The 15,793-nt window shown below is 72.4% G+C and carries 15 protein-coding genes and 2 tRNA genes; 10 read left to right on the top strand and 7 right to left on the bottom strand.

Annotated features, from left to right (window positions below):
* Nucleotides 1-75: 75 nt before the first annotated feature.
* Nucleotides 76-447, bottom strand: coding sequence for a hypothetical protein (locus tag C4U03_RS05380; protein WP_103936525.1), 372 nt, complete (start codon nucleotides 445-447; stop codon nucleotides 76-78).
* Nucleotides 448-828: 381 nt separating this feature from the next.
* Between C4U03_RS05380 and C4U03_RS05375 the strand changes: the two genes are divergently transcribed.
* Together C4U03_RS05375 and C4U03_RS05370 are read left to right on the top strand one after the other, a co-directional pair.
* Entirely contained in the window at nucleotides 829-1,362 is a 534-nt protein-coding gene (locus tag C4U03_RS05375; protein WP_200827061.1) for a M48 metallopeptidase family protein, read from the top strand.
* The gene (locus C4U03_RS05370) at nucleotides 1,359-1,997 is read left to right on the top strand and encodes a glycosyltransferase family protein (protein ID WP_235017656.1); all 639 of its coding nucleotides are present in this window, start codon (nucleotides 1,359-1,361) and stop codon (nucleotides 1,995-1,997) included. Before C4U03_RS05375 ends, C4U03_RS05370 begins: the two co-directional genes overlap by 4 nt.
* Nucleotides 1,998-2,181: 184 nt before the next feature.
* Here C4U03_RS05370 and C4U03_RS05365 read toward each other — a convergent pair whose 3' ends face one another.
* From C4U03_RS05365 to C4U03_RS05355, 3 genes are read right to left on the bottom strand one after another with little or no spacing between them, the layout of a single operon-like run.
* Nucleotides 2,182-2,736 (bottom strand): NUDIX hydrolase, encoded by a 555-nt coding sequence (locus C4U03_RS05365; protein ID WP_103936523.1) that lies wholly within the window; start codon nucleotides 2,734-2,736, stop codon nucleotides 2,182-2,184.
* Nucleotides 2,733-3,011, bottom strand: a complete 279-nt coding sequence (locus C4U03_RS05360; protein ID WP_103936522.1) for a hypothetical protein — start codon at nucleotides 3,009-3,011, stop codon at nucleotides 2,733-2,735. Before C4U03_RS05360 ends, C4U03_RS05365 begins: the two co-directional genes overlap by 4 nt.
* Entirely contained in the window at nucleotides 3,008-4,411 is a 1,404-nt protein-coding gene (locus tag C4U03_RS05355; RefSeq protein ID WP_103936521.1) for a zinc-dependent metalloprotease, read from the bottom strand. Before C4U03_RS05355 ends, C4U03_RS05360 begins: the two co-directional genes overlap by 4 nt.
* An 88-nt stretch (nucleotides 4,412-4,499) precedes the next feature.
* Here C4U03_RS05355 and C4U03_RS05350 point away from each other — a divergent pair, with 88 nt between their 5' ends.
* Entirely contained in the window at nucleotides 4,500-5,636 is a 1,137-nt protein-coding gene (locus C4U03_RS05350) for an NAD-dependent epimerase/dehydratase family protein (protein ID WP_103936520.1), read from the top strand.
* 251 nt (nucleotides 5,637-5,887) lie between these two features.
* Here C4U03_RS05350 and C4U03_RS05345 read toward each other — a convergent pair whose 3' ends face one another.
* Nucleotides 5,888-8,812, bottom strand: coding sequence for a UPF0182 family membrane protein (locus tag C4U03_RS05345; protein WP_103936519.1), 2,925 nt, complete (start codon nucleotides 8,810-8,812; stop codon nucleotides 5,888-5,890).
* 129 nt (nucleotides 8,813-8,941) lie between these two features.
* Here C4U03_RS05345 and C4U03_RS05340 point away from each other — a divergent pair, with 129 nt between their 5' ends.
* The 4 genes from C4U03_RS05340 (at nucleotide 8,942) to C4U03_RS05325 (ending at nucleotide 11,171) form a co-directional block, all read left to right on the top strand.
* Nucleotides 8,942-9,496: a PPA1309 family protein gene (locus C4U03_RS05340; RefSeq protein WP_103936518.1), complete on the top strand. Its 555-nt coding sequence runs from the start codon at nucleotides 8,942-8,944 to the stop codon at nucleotides 9,494-9,496.
* Between the two features lie 10 nt (nucleotides 9,497-9,506).
* Nucleotides 9,507-9,929 (top strand): molybdenum cofactor biosynthesis protein MoaE, encoded by a 423-nt coding sequence (locus C4U03_RS05335; protein WP_103936517.1) that lies wholly within the window; start codon nucleotides 9,507-9,509, stop codon nucleotides 9,927-9,929.
* Between the two features lie 61 nt (nucleotides 9,930-9,990).
* Entirely contained in the window at nucleotides 9,991-11,043 is a 1,053-nt protein-coding gene (locus tag C4U03_RS05330; protein WP_103936516.1) for a YlbL family protein, read from the top strand.
* Between the two features lie 51 nt (nucleotides 11,044-11,094).
* Nucleotides 11,095-11,171, top strand: a tRNA-Met gene (locus C4U03_RS05325).
* A 188-nt stretch (nucleotides 11,172-11,359) separates the two neighbouring features.
* Here C4U03_RS05325 and C4U03_RS05320 read toward each other — a convergent pair.
* Nucleotides 11,360-11,668: a YajG family lipoprotein gene (locus C4U03_RS05320; RefSeq protein WP_146087260.1), complete on the bottom strand. Its 309-nt coding sequence runs from the start codon at nucleotides 11,666-11,668 to the stop codon at nucleotides 11,360-11,362.
* A gap of 107 nt (nucleotides 11,669-11,775) precedes the next feature.
* Complete coding sequence (locus C4U03_RS41635) at nucleotides 11,776-12,696, bottom strand: GNAT family N-acetyltransferase (protein ID WP_103936514.1); 921 nt, start codon at nucleotides 12,694-12,696, stop codon at nucleotides 11,776-11,778.
* 268 nt (nucleotides 12,697-12,964) lie between these two features.
* Between C4U03_RS41635 and C4U03_RS05310 the strand changes: the two genes are divergently transcribed.
* The 3 genes from C4U03_RS05310 to C4U03_RS05300 all read left to right on the top strand — a co-directional run bounded on the left by C4U03_RS05310 (nucleotide 12,965) and on the right by C4U03_RS05300 (nucleotide 15,670).
* Nucleotides 12,965-13,041: transfer RNA gene (locus C4U03_RS05310), tRNA-Met, on the top strand.
* Between the two features lie 113 nt (nucleotides 13,042-13,154).
* Nucleotides 13,155-13,556: a DUF3054 domain-containing protein gene (locus C4U03_RS05305; protein ID WP_103936513.1), complete on the top strand. Its 402-nt coding sequence runs from the start codon at nucleotides 13,155-13,157 to the stop codon at nucleotides 13,554-13,556.
* A gap of 464 nt (nucleotides 13,557-14,020) precedes the next feature.
* Nucleotides 14,021-15,670 (top strand): AMP-binding protein, encoded by a 1,650-nt coding sequence (locus tag C4U03_RS05300; RefSeq protein WP_103936512.1) that lies wholly within the window; start codon nucleotides 14,021-14,023, stop codon nucleotides 15,668-15,670.
* Nucleotides 15,671-15,793 lie beyond the last annotated feature (123 nt).

The raw sequence follows: 15,793 nt of genomic DNA, 5'->3' as shown, positions 1-15,793 counted from the left end.
TGTCCGCCGGTCTGACGGGCCGTCCCGGACCCCCAGCGACCGGGTGGCCGGCCCCGGCCGCCGGGCGTCCGGCCGTCAGTTCTTGGACGCGGTCGACGGGGGATGCTGGGGGATCAGGCGGCTGCGGCCGGAGCCGCGCACCCGGGCGGTGCGCGTCCGCAGGATGCGGGCCCGGTGTGGGCGGTTCCGTGCGGCGCCGCGCGCGGCCAACTGGCCGGCCGCCATGGACGCCACCACCGGTGCGGTGATCTCGACGACCCGGATCATCGACTCGGCCGACACGCCCAGCCGGCGCGAGATCTGGCGGGCGGCCGGGCGCAGGGCTCGGCCGGCCAGTCCCCCGGCCAGGGCGCCGAGGGCGCCGCTGGCGATCCGGACGGTCAGTGACCGCCGGCCTGGGGCGGTACGCGCGCTGGTGCGCCTGTTCTTCCTGCTCTTCTGGCTCACTGGAGTCCCCCCGAAACTAGACTGTCACTGTAAGTACCCGCATGAACACGCAAGGAAGCAGCGGCGGGCGAGACCGGCTCCCCGCCCCTCCTGGGGCGGCCGCCCGGCGGTGGGGGACACCGGGCCACGAAGGCGGAGGAAACCCGCCGGAACGCCGGCCGACCCCGGCGACCGGTTGTGGATAACCTGTGGACAATGCCCCCCGAGCTTGTGGACAGCGCGCCGCCCACCTGTGGAAATGATTGGGGACGTGTAAATTCCGCGGTGCTGACCAGGGGAAACGGCCTGGACCCCCTGTGGAGAAAGCAAAAACTTGGATACCGTCTAGGTGTGCCTCCCCCCAACGTCGAGGTCCGTCGTAGCGCCCGTCGTAGGCGAACCGTGTCCGCCTACCGAGACGGCGACAAGACCGTGGTGCTGCTGCCGTCCCGGCTGTCCAAGGCCGAGGAGGAACGGTGGGTCGCGACCATCCTGGAGCGCCTCGCCGAACGGGAGCGCCGCCGCCGCCCCAGTGACGCCGCGCTGCTCACCCGGGCACAGGAACTGTCCCGGCGCTATCTGGACGGGACGGCCCAGCCGGTGAGCGTGCGGTGGGTGGACAACCAGCGCACCCGCTGGGGCTCGTGCACCCCCGATGACGGCACCATCCGGCTCTCCACCCGGCTGCGTGGAATGCCCCCCTGGGTGGTCGACTACGTGCTCGTCCACGAACTGGCGCATCTGCTCGTCCCCGGCCACAACGCCCGTTTCTGGGAACTGGTCGCCAATTATCCCAAGGCCGAACGGGCCCGCGGCTATCTGGAGGGTGTGGCCGCGGCGGCGCACCTGCCCCTGACCGAGGACCATATGGCCGAGGACCATTCCGACGACGGGCGGGTGCCGCAGGGCGGGATCGCCCGCGAGGCGGCCGGGTGACCACCCGGTTCACCGCCGTCCTGGCCATGCCCCCGCCCGGCCGGGCCGCCCCGCCGGGCGTTGATCCCGACGAACTGCGCCTGGCGATGCTGGAGGACGTCTACGAGGTCGTCGCCGGACTCGAACTGGTCACCCCGGCCCTGGTGCTGCATCCGCCGCACCAGCCGGACGCCGAGGCGGTCACCTGGCCGGGCACCCCGATCCTGCGGGAGCCGGACCCGGCCGCCGCGCTGCAGGCCATGGCCGACCTGGGCGCCGAGGAGGCCGCGCTGGTCGTCCCCGACGCACCCGACCTGCCCCCGCTCCTGATCGGCAAGCTCTTCCGCGCCCTCGGCAGCGCTCCGGCCGCCGCCTGCCCCGCCACCGGCGGCGGGCTGGTCGCACTGGCCGTGCGCCTGCCCGTCCCCGGCTGGCTCGCCGAGGCGCTGCCCGCGCTCGGCGCCGCACTGGACGCCCCCGACGCCCTCGCCCGCCTCAGGACGGCGGCCCCCGGCGCCGGCCTCGTCCGCAAGACCCCCGGCTGGCACCGCCTGCGCGACCCCGCCGACCTGGGCCTGCTGGACCCGGGCCTGGAAGGCTGGGAGAACACCCGCGCCCTGCTCGCCAGCCACCCCCTGCCCGCGCCTCCCCACTGACCCCGCCGCTCACCACATCCCGTGGCCCCAGCCCACGCCGCACCCTCGCGGTGATCTGCGGCACGCCGTCCCCGTTCCCGGACCGGCCGGAGCATGGGGCGGGGTGGTGCTTGACCGGCCGCTGTGCTCTTGCGATCGCCGTGTGAGGGGAGCAGATCGTTCCGTTCCCCGGGCGGTCGCCGGGTCACAGTGCGGCGGTGGCGCGGGCGACCAGGCGTCGGACGACGTCGTCGGTGGGCTCGGGGATGGCGTCCACGGGAAACCAGCGAAGGTCGTCGGACTCCCCGCTGATCCGGTGCCGCGCCTGAGGTGGGGCGATCGCCACGTACTGCACGTCCAGATGGTAGGAGCCCTGGGGATGGCAGGGGACCCGGTGCCGGTCTATCTGCACCGGGTCGGGCAGCAGCCGCAGGTCCGCAATCCCGGACTCCTCGACGGCCTCCCGCAGCGCGGCCTCCGCCAGCGTTGTGTCACCCGGCTCGCAGTGCCCGCCGAGCTGCAGCCACGCCTTGAGCTTGCCGTGCAGGGTCAGCAGCACCCGTGACCCGGAGTCGTCCATCACCGCCGTGCTGGCGGTGATGTGCCCGGCGGCGCACTCGCGCCAGACCCCGTCGGGATGGTCCGCCAGGTGCCGCAGGAACTCCCCGCGCAGCTGCTCCTGCGCCGGGTCGGGGGGCCGCCAGTCCCGCAGTACCCGGACGGCGTCCGCGTGCAGGCCGCCGGGACGCGGCGCCGTCATGCGCCGCCGATCAGCCGGCGGCGGCGCCGTTCCTGGTCGTGCGGGCGCTCCCAGCGGACGGCCCCGGCCGCCGGGACCGCGATCGGGGCGTGCTCGGGCCGGCCGGACCCCTCGCCGTGCGAGGACGCGGCCCTGCCGGTGCCGGGCAGGGACGTTCCCCTGGTTCCCGGGAAAGGGCCCGGGCATCCGTTGCCGGGCCGGAGCGGGTGGCGCCGCTGGGGTCCGTGGGCGTCGGATCGGCGGCCGAGCGCGCAGTGCGCGCTCCAGACGCTCAAGACCCCTCCGACGGGCGCTCGGTGCCCGGATCGTCGTCGTCGGGTTTACCGGAGGTGCCCGTTCCCTCGTCTCTCTCGTCCAGGCCGTCGGTGAGCTTGGACAAGTCCAGGTCGGACAGCTCGGACTCCGGGCGGCCGTGCACGAAGCCGTCCGGGTCGTCCAGGTCGGCGGCGGTGGGCATCAGGTCGGGGTGGCCCCAGACCGCGTCCCGCCCCTCGACCCCGCGCGCCTGCGTCAGCGCCCGCCACAGCACGCCCGCCTCGCGCAGCCGCCGGGGCCGCAGCTCCAGCCCGACCAGCGTGGCGAACGTCCGCTCGGCCGGACCGCCGGTGGCGCGCCGGCGGCGGACCGCCTCGGCCAGCTTGACCGCGCCGGGCAGCCGGCCCTCGGCGGCCTCGTTGACGACCGTGTCCACCCAGCCCTCCACCAAGGCCAGCGCGGTCTCCAGCCGGACCAGGGCCGCCTTCTGCTGCGGGGTCTCCTCCGGCTGGAGCGAGATCTCCCCGCCCAGCGCCCGCTGCAGCGCCTCGGGGTCGGACAGGTCCAGGCCTGCCACGGCCTGCTCGATGCCCGACAGGTCGACGGTGATGCCGCGCGCGTAGTCCTCGACCGCGCCCAGCACGTACGCGCGCAGCCATGGGACGTGCGCGAACAGCCGCTGATGGGCGGCCTCGCGCAGCGCCAGATACAGCCGGACCTCCTCGGTGGACAGCTCCAGGCCCTCGCCGAAGGCCGCCACCCCGGTCGGCAGCAGCGCGCCCACCCCGTCCGGGGCCAGCGGCAGCCCGATGTCGCTGGAGCCGACCACCTCGCGGGCCAGCGCGCCCAGCGCCTGCCCGGCCTGGCCGCCGACCATCGCGCCGGCCATCTGCTTGACCATGCCGATCAGCGGACCGGCCATGGCCTGCATCTCGTCGGGGATGGGGCCGCCGAGGCCGCCGCCCAGGGCGCCGCCCATCGACTCCACCATCCGGGTGGCGATCGGATCGCAGATCTGCGACCACACCGGCAGCGTCCGCTCGATCCACTCCGAGCGGCTCCACGCCTGCGGGGTGCGGATCCCGGCGGGCAGCGTGGTGCGCTCGTCCAGCCACAGATCGGCCAGCCGCAGCGCCTCGGTCACCTGTCTGCGTTCGGCGTCCACGACGGACGGGTCGCCCTGCTCGGCCACCGTGTGCCGGGCGATGTTCCGGGCCAGATCCCAGTTCAGCGGACCGCTGGAACCGGCGGGGCCGGCACCGGGACCGCTGCTTTGGATCATGTCGGCGAAGCTGCGCAACATGTCGGCGAACTGGCGCATGTCCCCGCCCATGGCGGAGAAGGGATCCTGTGGCCTGCCGGACGAGGAGTCGTCGCCCTCGTCGCCCGGCCGGTTGAAGCCGAAGGGCAGATCGCTCATCGGGTTGCCCCCAAGCGGCATGATGGGACCATACGGCCACGTTAGTCGGTCCTGGCAATGACGCGTACTCAGGAAGGGGGCGCTGGCCTTGGCAACCGGGAAGGTTCGCCCTCGGCGTAGCACGGCCCCGGTCGTCGCGGTCACCGGCGCGGCCTCGGGGGCGGGACGGCTGCTGGCACGTCGGCTCGCCGTCAGCGACGAGGTGCGCAAGGTGGTGGCGATCGACGGCCATCGGGGGGATGCGCCGGGCGTGCTGTGGCGGGTGGCGAACGTGCGGGACCCGATGCTGTCCAACCGGCTGGCGGACGTGGACGTCCTGGTCCACGTCGACGTCGACCGTTCGCCCGACACCGACCCGCGCGAGCGCCGCACCTACAACGTGCGGGGCGCGCAGACCGTGGTGACCGCCTGCGCCGCCGCCCGGGTTCGGCACGTGGTGCTGGTGACCAGCGCGATGGTGTACGGGGCGGCGACGGACAACCCGGTGCCGCTGGCCGAGGACGCCCCGCTGAACGCCGAGGCCAACGCCAGCATCGTCGGCGACTACCTGGAGATGGAGGAGGTGGCCGCCCAGGCGCCGCTCACCCATCCCGGGCTCACGGTCACGGTGGTCCGCCCGGCGGCGCTGGTCGGGCCCGGGGTGGACACGGTGATGACCCGGCACTTCGAGGCGCCGCGCCTGCTGGCCGTCAAGGGCCGCTCGCCGTGCTGGCAGTTCTGCCACATCGAGGATCTGGCCGCCGCCCTGGAGCAGATCGCCACGGGCGCGCTGACGGCGGGTCCGGGGTCCGGCGCCGCGCCGGGGAACGCGGGGGACCGGACCCCCACGGCGATAGGGGTGGGCTGCGACGGCTGGCTGGAGCTGGAGGAGGTCGAGGAGATCACCGGCAAGCGGCGCTTCGAACTGCCCGCCGCGCTGACCTTCGGCACCGCCCAGCGCCTGCACCGGCTGGGCCTGACCCCGGCGCCCGCCACCGACCTGCACTACGTCGCCTACCCCTGGGTGGTGGACTGCGCCACGCTTCGTTCCGCCGGCTGGAAGCCCGCCTACGACAACGCCTCGGCGCTGCGGGTGCTGCTGGAGGAGACCGCGGGCCGGCACGCCGTCGTCGGTCGCCGGGTCGGCGGCAAGGAGGCCACCATGGCCACCGCCGCCGGCGCCACGGTCGCCGTGATCGGCGCCGCCGCGGCCGTCCGCCGCGCCCGCAAACGCCGCCGCGGCTGACCGCCCCGCCGCCGCCGGAGTCGGCGGCTCCAAGGGTGCGGCTCCGGGTGCGTTCGGGGTGCCGCAGGTCTCGGTACGAACTCGCAGGGCCGGGAATGCGAGGTCCGGGCGGAGGACGTGAGCCGTGCCGCGACCAGAGCGGGCGGTGAGAAGCCCAGGATCGGATGGACGTAGGCCGGACGGGGTGAAACGAGACGGTACGGCCCCGGTCCGCTGAGCGGGCCGGGGCCGTACCGTCTGCGTCCGGTGGGTCAGCCTCCTGTGGGCGTCGGGGTCGGGGTCGGGCTTGGGGAGCCGGTCGCCGTCGGGCTCGGGTTGGCCGTGGGCCGTTCGGCGGACGCCTGCTGGGCCTGGGCCAGCCGGTTCAGCGCGTCCTGCAGGTTCTTCTGCGCCTCGCCGTAGGCCGTCCAGTCCGGCGGCGACTTGCTCAGCGCGTCCTGGCCCGCCTTGAAGTAGCGCTGGGCGTCCGCCAGGGCCCGCTGGGCGTCATCGCTCAGCCCCTCGCCGTCGCCCGGCGGCGGGGGAGTGTCGGTGTTGCTCGGCGGAGCCGCCCCGCCGCCCTTGAACAGCTGCTCCAGCGCCTTGTCCAAGGTGTCCCCGGCGGCGACCTTGTCACCGAACGCCACCAGCACCTGGCGCAGCACCGGATACGGTTCCTGCTCCGACCCGCCGGCCGCCTGGGCGTACATCGGCTCGACGTACAGCAGGCCACCGGCGAACGGCAGCGTCAGCAGGTTGCCGGGCACCGTCCTGGTGCCGCCCTGCCGCAGCTTGAACAGCACGTCCTTGACGGAGGTGTCGGCCTCAAAGGCGTTCTGGATCTGCCCGGGGCCCTGGATCGGCGAGTTGCGCGGCAACTCCAGGACCCGGATGCGCCCGTAGTTGGGACCCGGGGTGGAGTCCACCGCCATGAACGCGGCCAGGTTGGGGCGGCCACGCGGGTTGAACACGGTGGTCAGCGAGAACTGCGGTGTCGTGTCACCCGGCAGCTTCAGGCTCAGGTAGTACGGCGGCTGCTTCTTGCCCTGCACCGTCGGGTCCTGCGGCACCTGCCAGAAGCCCTGCGCGCCGTAGAACGCGTCGGCCTGGGTCACGTGGTAGTTCGCCAGGATCCCCCGCTGCACCTTGAACATGTCCTGCGGGTAGCGGAAGTGGCTCAGCAGGTCCGGGGGGATGGAGCTCTTGGGCTGGACGGTGTTGCGGAAGACCTTCATCCAAGTCTTGGCCACCGGGTCGGACTCGTCCCACTGGTACAGCCGGACCGTCCCGTCGTAGGCGTCCACCGTGGCCTTGATCGAGTTGCGCATGTAGTTGATGTGGTCGTTGGCCTGCCGCGCCACCGCCGACCGGGTGTCGGTGACGGTGTCGCGGGTGGCGTCACCCAGGCTCACCCGCTCCGCGTACGGGTAGCCGTTGGACGTGGTGTAGCCGTCCAGGACCCACAGGATCCGGCCGCTCGCGACCACCGGGTAGGGGTCGCCGTCCAGGGTCAGCCAGGGCGCCACCCGCTGCACCATCTCGCGCGGCGTCCGGTTGTAGAGGATCTTGGCGTTCTCGTTGATCGCGCCCGACAGCAGGATGTTGCGGTCCTGGAACTTGGTGGCGAACAGCAGCCGGTTGAAGAACGAGTCGACCGCGACCCCGCCCCGGCCGTCGTAGGTGGTGTTCTTCTGCCCGGCGGGGCTGTCGTCGGGGTAGTCCAGCTCCTGTTGGCCCTGGCCGCCGACGATCGAGTAGCTGTTGGACCGCTCACCGAAGTAGATCTGCGGCTTGTCGACCTTCAGCTGCCCGGTGGGCGGCATGTCCTTGGTGAGCCACTCCGGGGTGCCGTTGGCGGCCAGCCGCTCGCCGAACCCGGACACGAACCCGTACCCGTGGGTGTAGACCAGCCGGTCCTTGATCCAGCTCTGCTGCCCGGCGGGCGCGCCCGACAACTCGCGGACGGCCACCACGACGTCCCTGGTCTGGCCGTCGATCTGGTAGCGGTCGACGTCCAGCGCGTCGGGGAAGCGGTAGAAGTTGCGGCCCTGCTGCAGCTGCTGGAACGTCTCGCCGACCACGTTCGGGTCCAGCAGCCGCACCCCGGTCAGCTGCTCGGCCTCGGCGCTCAGCTTGTCCTGCGCGGTCTGCGGCTGGGCGCCGTAGGAGGTCACCTCCGCCCCGGCCACCCCGTACGCCTTGCGGGTGGCGTCGATGTTGCGCTGGATGTACTGCAGCTCCTTGGCCAGCTCGTCCGGCTTGACCTGGAACTGCTGGATCAGCAGCGGGTAGACGCCGCCGATCAGGATCGCCGCCACCACCATCAGGGTCAGCCCGACGCCCGGCAGCATCATCCCGCGCCGCCAGATGTTGACGAAGAACAGCGCGGCGCAGATCACCGCGATGACCGCCAGGATCGACTTGGCCGGCAGTACCGCGTTGATGTCGGTGTAGCCGGGGCCGCTGACCACCCCGCGTTCGGAGTTGGCCAGCCCGTACCGGTCGAACCAGTACGCCACCGCCTTCAGCAGCACGAACAGCCCCACCAGCACCGACAGGTGGGCACGCGCCGGCGGGCTGGCCTTGTCGCCGGGGCCCTGCAGCCGCAGCCCCCCGTACAGGTAGTGCACGACCAGCGCCACCAGCAGCGACAGGATCACCGCGGCGAACAGGAAGCCCAGCACCAGCCGTACGAACGGGTAGGTGAAGACGTAGAACGAGATGTCCTTGCCGAACTGCGGGTCGGTCTCGCCGAACTTGGTGCGGTTCAGGAAGGCCAGCCACACCGGCCACTGGCCGGAGATCGACGAGCCGGTCAGCAGCGCCAGCACGGTCACGACGCCGATGCCGACCAGGCGCCGGTGCGGGTCGACCGCGACCCGGTAGCGCTCCAGGCCCTGCTGCTCCACCGACAGCGGCCGGTAGGCGGGCCGCAGCCGGTAGGCGATCACCATGTTGGCGCCGACGATCAGCGCCAGCAACAGGCCCGACCCGACGAACAGGCCGGTCCGGGCCCACAGTTGCGTGGTGAAGACCGAGGAGAAGCGGACCGACCGGTACCACAGCAGGTCGGTCCAGATGACGGTGAACACCAGGTAGGCCACGACCAGTGCGGCCAACGCCACCAGTACGGGCACCAGCAGTCGGGTCCGGCCGGTACCCAGCCGCCGGCTGAATCCGGGAGTCCGGAAGGTCACGGGTCCCTCCGCTTCTTCGCTCGGCCGGCGGCTCCGCGTGGGGCGCGCTTGTCAACCACCGGTGTTTCTATGCAACTTATCGAGGAAGAGCAGGGTTCCCGTTCCAGTCCATGCGCCGATACGGGAAAGATGGGCTCTGTGACTCTGTTGGAAGAAGTCGTCCTCGATCTGGAGCGCCACGCGGTCGATACCGGATGGGACGCCCCGCCACGACTGTATGCCCTGGTGGAGAGTGCCGAGCTGCGCAGACGGGAGCCGGCGCTGGCCGACCGGCTCCAACTCGCCGAGGACGCGGACACCATCGCCGCCCTGGAGCAGGGCGAACTGCCCGAGGCCGACTCCATCGAGGAGACGCTGGCCCGCATCGCCTGGCCGCCGTCGGTGGCCGGCTGCGCCCTGGTGATCGAGCGGGTCGTGCTGCCGCCCGGCACCGAGGAGGACATGCCCGAGGACGAGGCCGCCGCCGCGCAGTGGGCCGCCTCCCACCCGCAGCGCGAGGACGTGCGCATGGTGGTGGGCGTCCTGCGCGACGGCGAGCGGCACTCGGCGCTGCGGCTGCGCCGCCACGACGCCGACGACGAGGTGCTGTCCGGCCCGGACCTGGTCCCCGCCCTCGCCGACGCGCTGGCCGCCACCCTGGAGCCCGACCTGCCGGAGGAACCGGACGAGGCGGGGCACGGGTAACCTTCCGGTCGTGGACGTCATCCGCCTCATCGGGATCCGTGACACCCCCCTGTCCGTGGACGAGGTGTTCGCCGCCGTCGGGGACGCGTCCGCCGGCGGCACCGCCCTGTTCGTCGGCACGGTCCGCGACCACGATCACGAACGTCCCGTCACCCGCCTGTCCTACAGCGCCCACCCCACCGCCGAACGGGAACTGCGCGCGGTGATGGAGAAGATCGCCGCCGACTTCCCGGTACGGGCCATGGCCGCCGTCCACCGGGTGGGCGACCTGGCGGTCGGCGACCTGGCGGTGGTGGTGGCGGTGTCCTGCCCGCACCGCGCGGAGGCGTTCACCGCCTGCCGCCGCCTGATCGACGACCTGAAGTCCCAGGTCCCCATCTGGAAGCACCAGCTCTTCGCCGACGGCGGCGAGGAGTGGGTGGGAGCGTGCTGAAGGGTGATCAAGCGGTTTCAGCCGGGCATGGCGTCATCTACCGCCAGATAGCCTTGAGCGCATGTCTCGCCGTGCCGCCACACTGGTCGTCGCCAGCGCGCTGATCCTGGTGCTCGGAATCGTCGGGTTGCTGCTGCCGGTGCCGTACGTGGCGCTGGAGCCCGGCCCGACCTACAACACGCTCGACAAGACCGACCAGGGCAGGCCCCTGATCAGCATCGAGGGCCGGCAGGTCTACGACGACGGCGGCCACCTCAACTTCACCACCGTCGCCTACAGCGGCGGCCCGGACAACCGGATCGACCTGCTCACCGCGCTGCGCGGCTGGCTGAACGACGAGACCGCGATCGTTCCAGAGGAGACCATCTTCCCCAAGAACGAGTCGGTGAAGGAGGTCGAGCAGGAGAACACCCGCCAGATGGCGGACTCCCAGAACAGCGCCGTCGCCGCCGCCCTCGGACAGCTCAAGGTCCCGGTCGGCGCCCGGGTGCTGGTCGACTCCGTCCAGAAGGGCATGCCCGCCGACGGCGTGCTGCGCCCCGGCGACGAGATCGTCGCCGTGGACGGCAAGAAGGTCTCCGGCGTCGAGGCCGTCACCCAGGAGATGGGATCCCGCAAGCCCGGCGACAAGGTCGCCCTCACCGTCCTGCGCGGCGGAAAGCAGCAGGACGTCACCGTCACCACCGTCGCCTCCCCGGACGGCAAGCGGGCGCTCGTCGGCGTGATCCTGGGCCAGGACTACCGGTTCCCCTTCAAGGTCACCATCAACGTCGGCGACGTCGGCGGCCCCAGCGCCGGCCTGATGTTCTCGCTGGCCATCGTGGACAAGCTCACCCCGGGCTCGATGACCGGCGGCAAGTTCATCGCCGGCACCGGCACCATCACCCCCGAGGGCGAGGTCGGCCCGATCGGCGGCATCCAGCAGAAGATGATCGCCGCCCGCGAGGCCGGCGCGACCGTCTTCCTCACCCCCGCCGACAACTGCGCCGACGCGACCGCCGCCGCCCCCAAGGGTCTGCGGCTGGTCCGCGCCGACACCCTGAACGGCGCCATCACGGCCCTGGACGCCCTGCGCACCGGCCGCGGCGAGGTGCCCGCCTGCCCCAAGGGCTGAAAACGATTTGGTGCAAGCCCCCGGGTGGCCGTAGAGTGAACACGCACTCGACGCGGGGTGGAGCAGCTCGGTAGCTCGCTGGGCTCATAACCCAGAGGTCGCAGGTTCAAATCCTGCCCCCGCTACCAAGTCCGGAGGCCGGATCCCCAGGGATCCGGCCTCCGGCGTTTGTGGTACCCACACCCGGTTCGGCCGCCGTCATGCCGGAAGCGGCGGGGGAGGACGGTCTCCCGACGCAGGGCCGGTCCGTCCATCCGACATGGGAGGACCCACGTCCTCGCCGGATCCCTCGACGCGTTCCTCGCCGAAGCCGGGGTCAGTTCACGTCGAACTTGACGCTGTCGTCGCCGACCGAGGTCACCTTGATCGTGATGGGGCCGAGGCGCTCGCGCGCCCCCACCTTCAAGGTCGCGGTGGCCCCGCCCTCGGCCTGCATCCGCACCGAGTCGGCGCCGATGCTGATGATGCGCAGGTCGTAGTCGTTGACCTCGATGGTCTGGCCCGCGCCGTTGACCGTGACATGGCAGGTGCCGTTGCGGCAGCTCTGGGTGTGGCTCTGGCAGCCGGTGAGGCTGAGCACGGCGGCCAGGCAGGCGGTCACGGCAAGGGGAGCGGTGCGTTTCATGGCAGGGAGGTTAGGAGCCCGCCGGTCCCGCCGGCCACGGGCTCGCGTCCCGTTCCGCCTGGGAAATCCCGACGGCCGGCGTGGGCGATGCGGCCTGCGGGCACCGGTCAGTGCCCGTCTCCGTGGAAGTCTTCCGGGGGAAGGCTCGTCTCCGTGGAAGTCTCCGGGGAAGGCCCGTCTCGGTGGAAGGACAGCTCCAGCCGGTCGATCACCGGGCGGTAGCCGATGCGCCGGTAGATGGCGTTGCTGGTGGGATTGGCCAGGTCGGTGAACAGGACGACGTCGCGCGCACCGGCGTCCAGGGTCCACCGGGTGAGCGCGGCGGTGACGGCGGCGCCATAGCCGCGGCGCCGGTGCTCGGACGGGGTGTAGACGGGGGCCACCCGGGCCATGCCGGACACGAGGGGGGTGCGGGCGGCCATCGACACCGGCACGCCGTCGGCCTCCCACAGCGCGACGCCGCCGTAGGCGATCTTGTCTTCGATCAGCCTGGCGGGAATCCTCGCCCCGCCCTCGTGGGCCTCCGCGCCGAACGCCCGGTGCCAGGCGGTCACGAGATCGAGGTCGGCCGGGCCGGCGATCCGGGCCGCACCCGGAGGCGGCGGGCTCGGCATGTCCAGTCGTTCCAGGCGGTAGAGCCGCTGGCGCCGCGTCTCCTTGGCGGTCGTTCCGGTGCGGCGCCGCCAGGTCCGGGCGAAGCCGTGGGCCACGGGCCGCTCGGCGACCACTCCGGCCAGGGTCCGCCGCTGGTCGGCCAGGATCTCGGCGAGATCCCCGGCCGCGGCCGGGGGCACACCGCTGAGGAGCGCCGGATAGGGACGGGTGCGCAGCAGGGCGCCGCTGACCGGGCCGGTGCCCGCCCGCCACCAGCCGAACAGCGCGGGCTCACCCCCGTAGAGGTCCGTACCGTGGACGCGCAGGGCCTCGATCACGCCGAGTTCGACCGTGTGCAGGGTCGGATCGGCCCACAGGAAGTCCCCTGCCGCCGCCAGGTACTCGTCGAGGTCCTCGGTGATGTGCCAACCCATGCTTCATCGTCACCGCGAAACTCCGGGTCCGCATCTCCTTTTCCACGGCCCGGCGGCACCGTCGCGTTCCTGGAGGGACGTGAACGCCTGGCCTTCAACCCCCCGGCATCCGGATCCGCCTTCCACAGGCCGCCGGAGGCCCGCACGGCGAGGCCGTGGATACGGCAGGCCACGGTGGTGGCGCCGACGTTCCGCGGCACGGTGCCGTCGCCCTCACGTACCGCTGGTTTGCGCAAGGGGGACGAGCCCCATACAGTTAAGGCGTCGCCGCGGGGTGGAGCAGTTCGGTAGCTCGCTGGGCTCATAACCCAGAGGTCGCAGGTTCAAATCCTGCCCCCGCTACCAGAGCGAAGGCCGATCACGAAAGTGGTCGGCCTTTCGCGTTCTCCGGGCCCGCGTTCTCCGGGCCTCTCCCGCCCCGGTGAGGGGGCTGCCGTCATGGCCGATAACCTCGGGGTATGCGTGCTTGGACCGCCGGTGGGCTGGACATCGTCAGCGTGCTCGTGTTCGTGGCGATCGGGCGGGCCAACCACGAGGAGTCCGGCGGGGTGGCCGGGTTCGCCGGGACGGCCTGGCCGTTCCTGGTGTCACTGGCGATCGGCTGGCTGGCGCTGCGCGCCTGGCGCCGGCCCGCGGCGCTGGTCCCGGCCGGGGTGGGGATCTGGCTGGTCACCGTGGCGGGCGGCATGGCACTGCGGGCGGTGTCGGGGCAGGGCACGGCACTGGCCTTTGTGATCGTCGCCACCGCGTTCCTGGCCATGGAGCTGCTCGGCTGGCGGCTGGCGGCCCGGCTGGCGGCCCGCTCCGGTGGACGTTCCGGTGAACGCTCCGCAACGCCCGGCCGCCGAGAGCACGTCTGATCGAGGTTCGACGGTCTCGTACGCATCGGCCGCGTCACTTTCGAGGCCGATCGCTCCCTGGCCGGTGGCCTCCGCCGGTGGGCGCCGACGACTCCGGCCGCGAACCTGATCGTCCCACCTCAGCGAGGGGCCCGACGTGCGCAGCGGCCGATGGCCGAGAACGCACCTGAGACACGTTCTTCGGTGTGACGCGCCTCACTTCGGGTGCGATGCCCACCGAGGGGTGGCCGGAGCCGTCTGGATTCCCGGTAACAAACCGCCGTGCGTGTTTGTCACCGCGTTCACAAAAACGGTGGTGTGACGCCGGGAGGGGCGCTCGTACCCGCCGCACGGTAAGGGGCCTGTGGCGGGCAGGTCCGGGAGGTGCTCCGGTTGACGGGAACGCTCAGCCGCTGGTGAAGTTACCCCCGAGTCACGTAGGTGATCGTGAACACCCGTGACGGGCTTTGCGAAGGGGATGGGCGATGACCTCAGCGCTGCGCGACTGGCTGGACAAGCCGCAGGCCGATCGCGGTGTCCGGCTGGCGGCCGACGACGGCGGGTGGGAGTACCGCGACTACCCGTCGCTGGCCGCCGCGGCGCGGCGCACCGCGGCGGCGCTGATCGAGGAGGGGGTGCGGCCCGGCGACGTGGTGTGCGTCGTGCTGCCCACCGACTTCACCTGTGTGGAGACCTACTTCGGCGGATGGGCGGCGGGGGCGACGGTCTGCCTGATCACGCCGCCGCTGTTCCAGGACGGCGACGACTACGTGGCCCATGTGGCGGCCATCCTGCGGCAGGCCCGGCCGCGGCTGACCATCGCCTCCGACGGCCTGGCCGAGCTGATCGGCCGGGCGATGCGGGACGCCGGGCTGGCGGGCGAGCCGTGGCGGCCCCGGCAGGCCGCCGCCGAGGCGGACGTGCAGGAGGCGGGGGAACTGGCGCTGCTGCAGTTCACCTCCGGCTCCAGCGGCGAACCCCGCGGTGTCATGGTCACCTGGGACAACCTGGAGGCCAACTGCGAGCTGATCGCCCGCACGGCCGGGTTCCAGGAGGGCCACGAGGTCGCCTCCTGGCTGCCGCTCTACCACGACATGGGGCTGATCGGCTGTTTCCTCACCCCGATCTCCCGGCAGGCCGACCTGTCGCTGATGCGCCCGGACCAGTTCATCCGTGACCCGGCCCGCTGGATCCGCTGCTTCGCCACCGCCAAGCACACCGCGGCCCCGCCGTTCGCGTACGCCTACGCCGCGCGCCGGATCAAGCCGGAACAGCTGGAGGGGCTGGACCTGTCGGGCTGGGAGATGGCGCTGATCGGGGCCGAGCCGATCGACCCGCACACGCTGGAGACCTTCGCCCGGCTGGTGGAGCCGTACGGGTTCTCCCGGCAGGTCTTCCGGCCCGCCTACGGGATGGCCGAGACCACCCTGCTGGTCACCATGGACAACGCCCGCCGGGACCCGCTGGCGGTACGGCCGGACCCCGACTCGCTGGCGTTCGGGGAGCCGGTGCGGATCCTGGACCAGCACAGCCTCGGGCCCGAGTCACTCGGCGCCAAGTCCGGCTGGGTGGTCGGCACCGGAACGCCCGAGGAGGACGTGCCGGTCACGATCGTCGACGACGACGGCCGGGAACTGCCGCCGGGGCATCTCGGGGAGATCGTGGTCGGCGGCGCGTCGGCCTGCCCGGGCTACTACGCCGGCGCCCAGGCCAAGTCGACCCGGTTCATCGACGGGAAGGTCTACACCGGCGATGCCGGGTTCTTCCACGACGGGCAGTTGTTCGTGCTGGGACGGATGGGCGACAGCATCAAGGTCCGCGGGCGCAGCGTCTACGTCGAGGACCTGGAGGCCAGGCTCGCCGAGCTCACCGGGCTGGGCAAGGGCCGAATCGTGATGGCCAGCGTGCCGGGCGCCGGCACCAAGGGCGTGGCGCTGTTCGCCGAGACGAACGCGGCCGACTGGGAGCCGCGGGTCCGCGAGTTCCTGCGGCGCCGCCTGGGCGGGGACGTGACGGTGACGATCGTGATCGGCTCGGGGCTGATCCAGCGGACCTCCAGCGGTAAGCCGCGCCGCCGCTACATGTGGGAGCGCCTGCAGTCCGGCCGGCTGGAGGGCGCGCAGATCATCGGCTGACCGGGTCCTGCGGGACGCCTGCGCCGCCCCACGGCATCCGATGCCGTGGGGCGGCTTCGTCGTACCGGCCCCGGCCGGTTTTACTCAACTGTCATAAGTAAGTCCTTGCCTACCCCTGGACGT

It is taken from the genome of Thermomonospora echinospora (genome assembly GCF_900108175.1).
Lineage (GTDB): Bacteria > Actinomycetota > Actinomycetes > Streptosporangiales > Streptosporangiaceae > Thermomonospora > Thermomonospora echinospora.
This window is presented reverse-complemented; position numbering and strand designations above follow the sequence as displayed.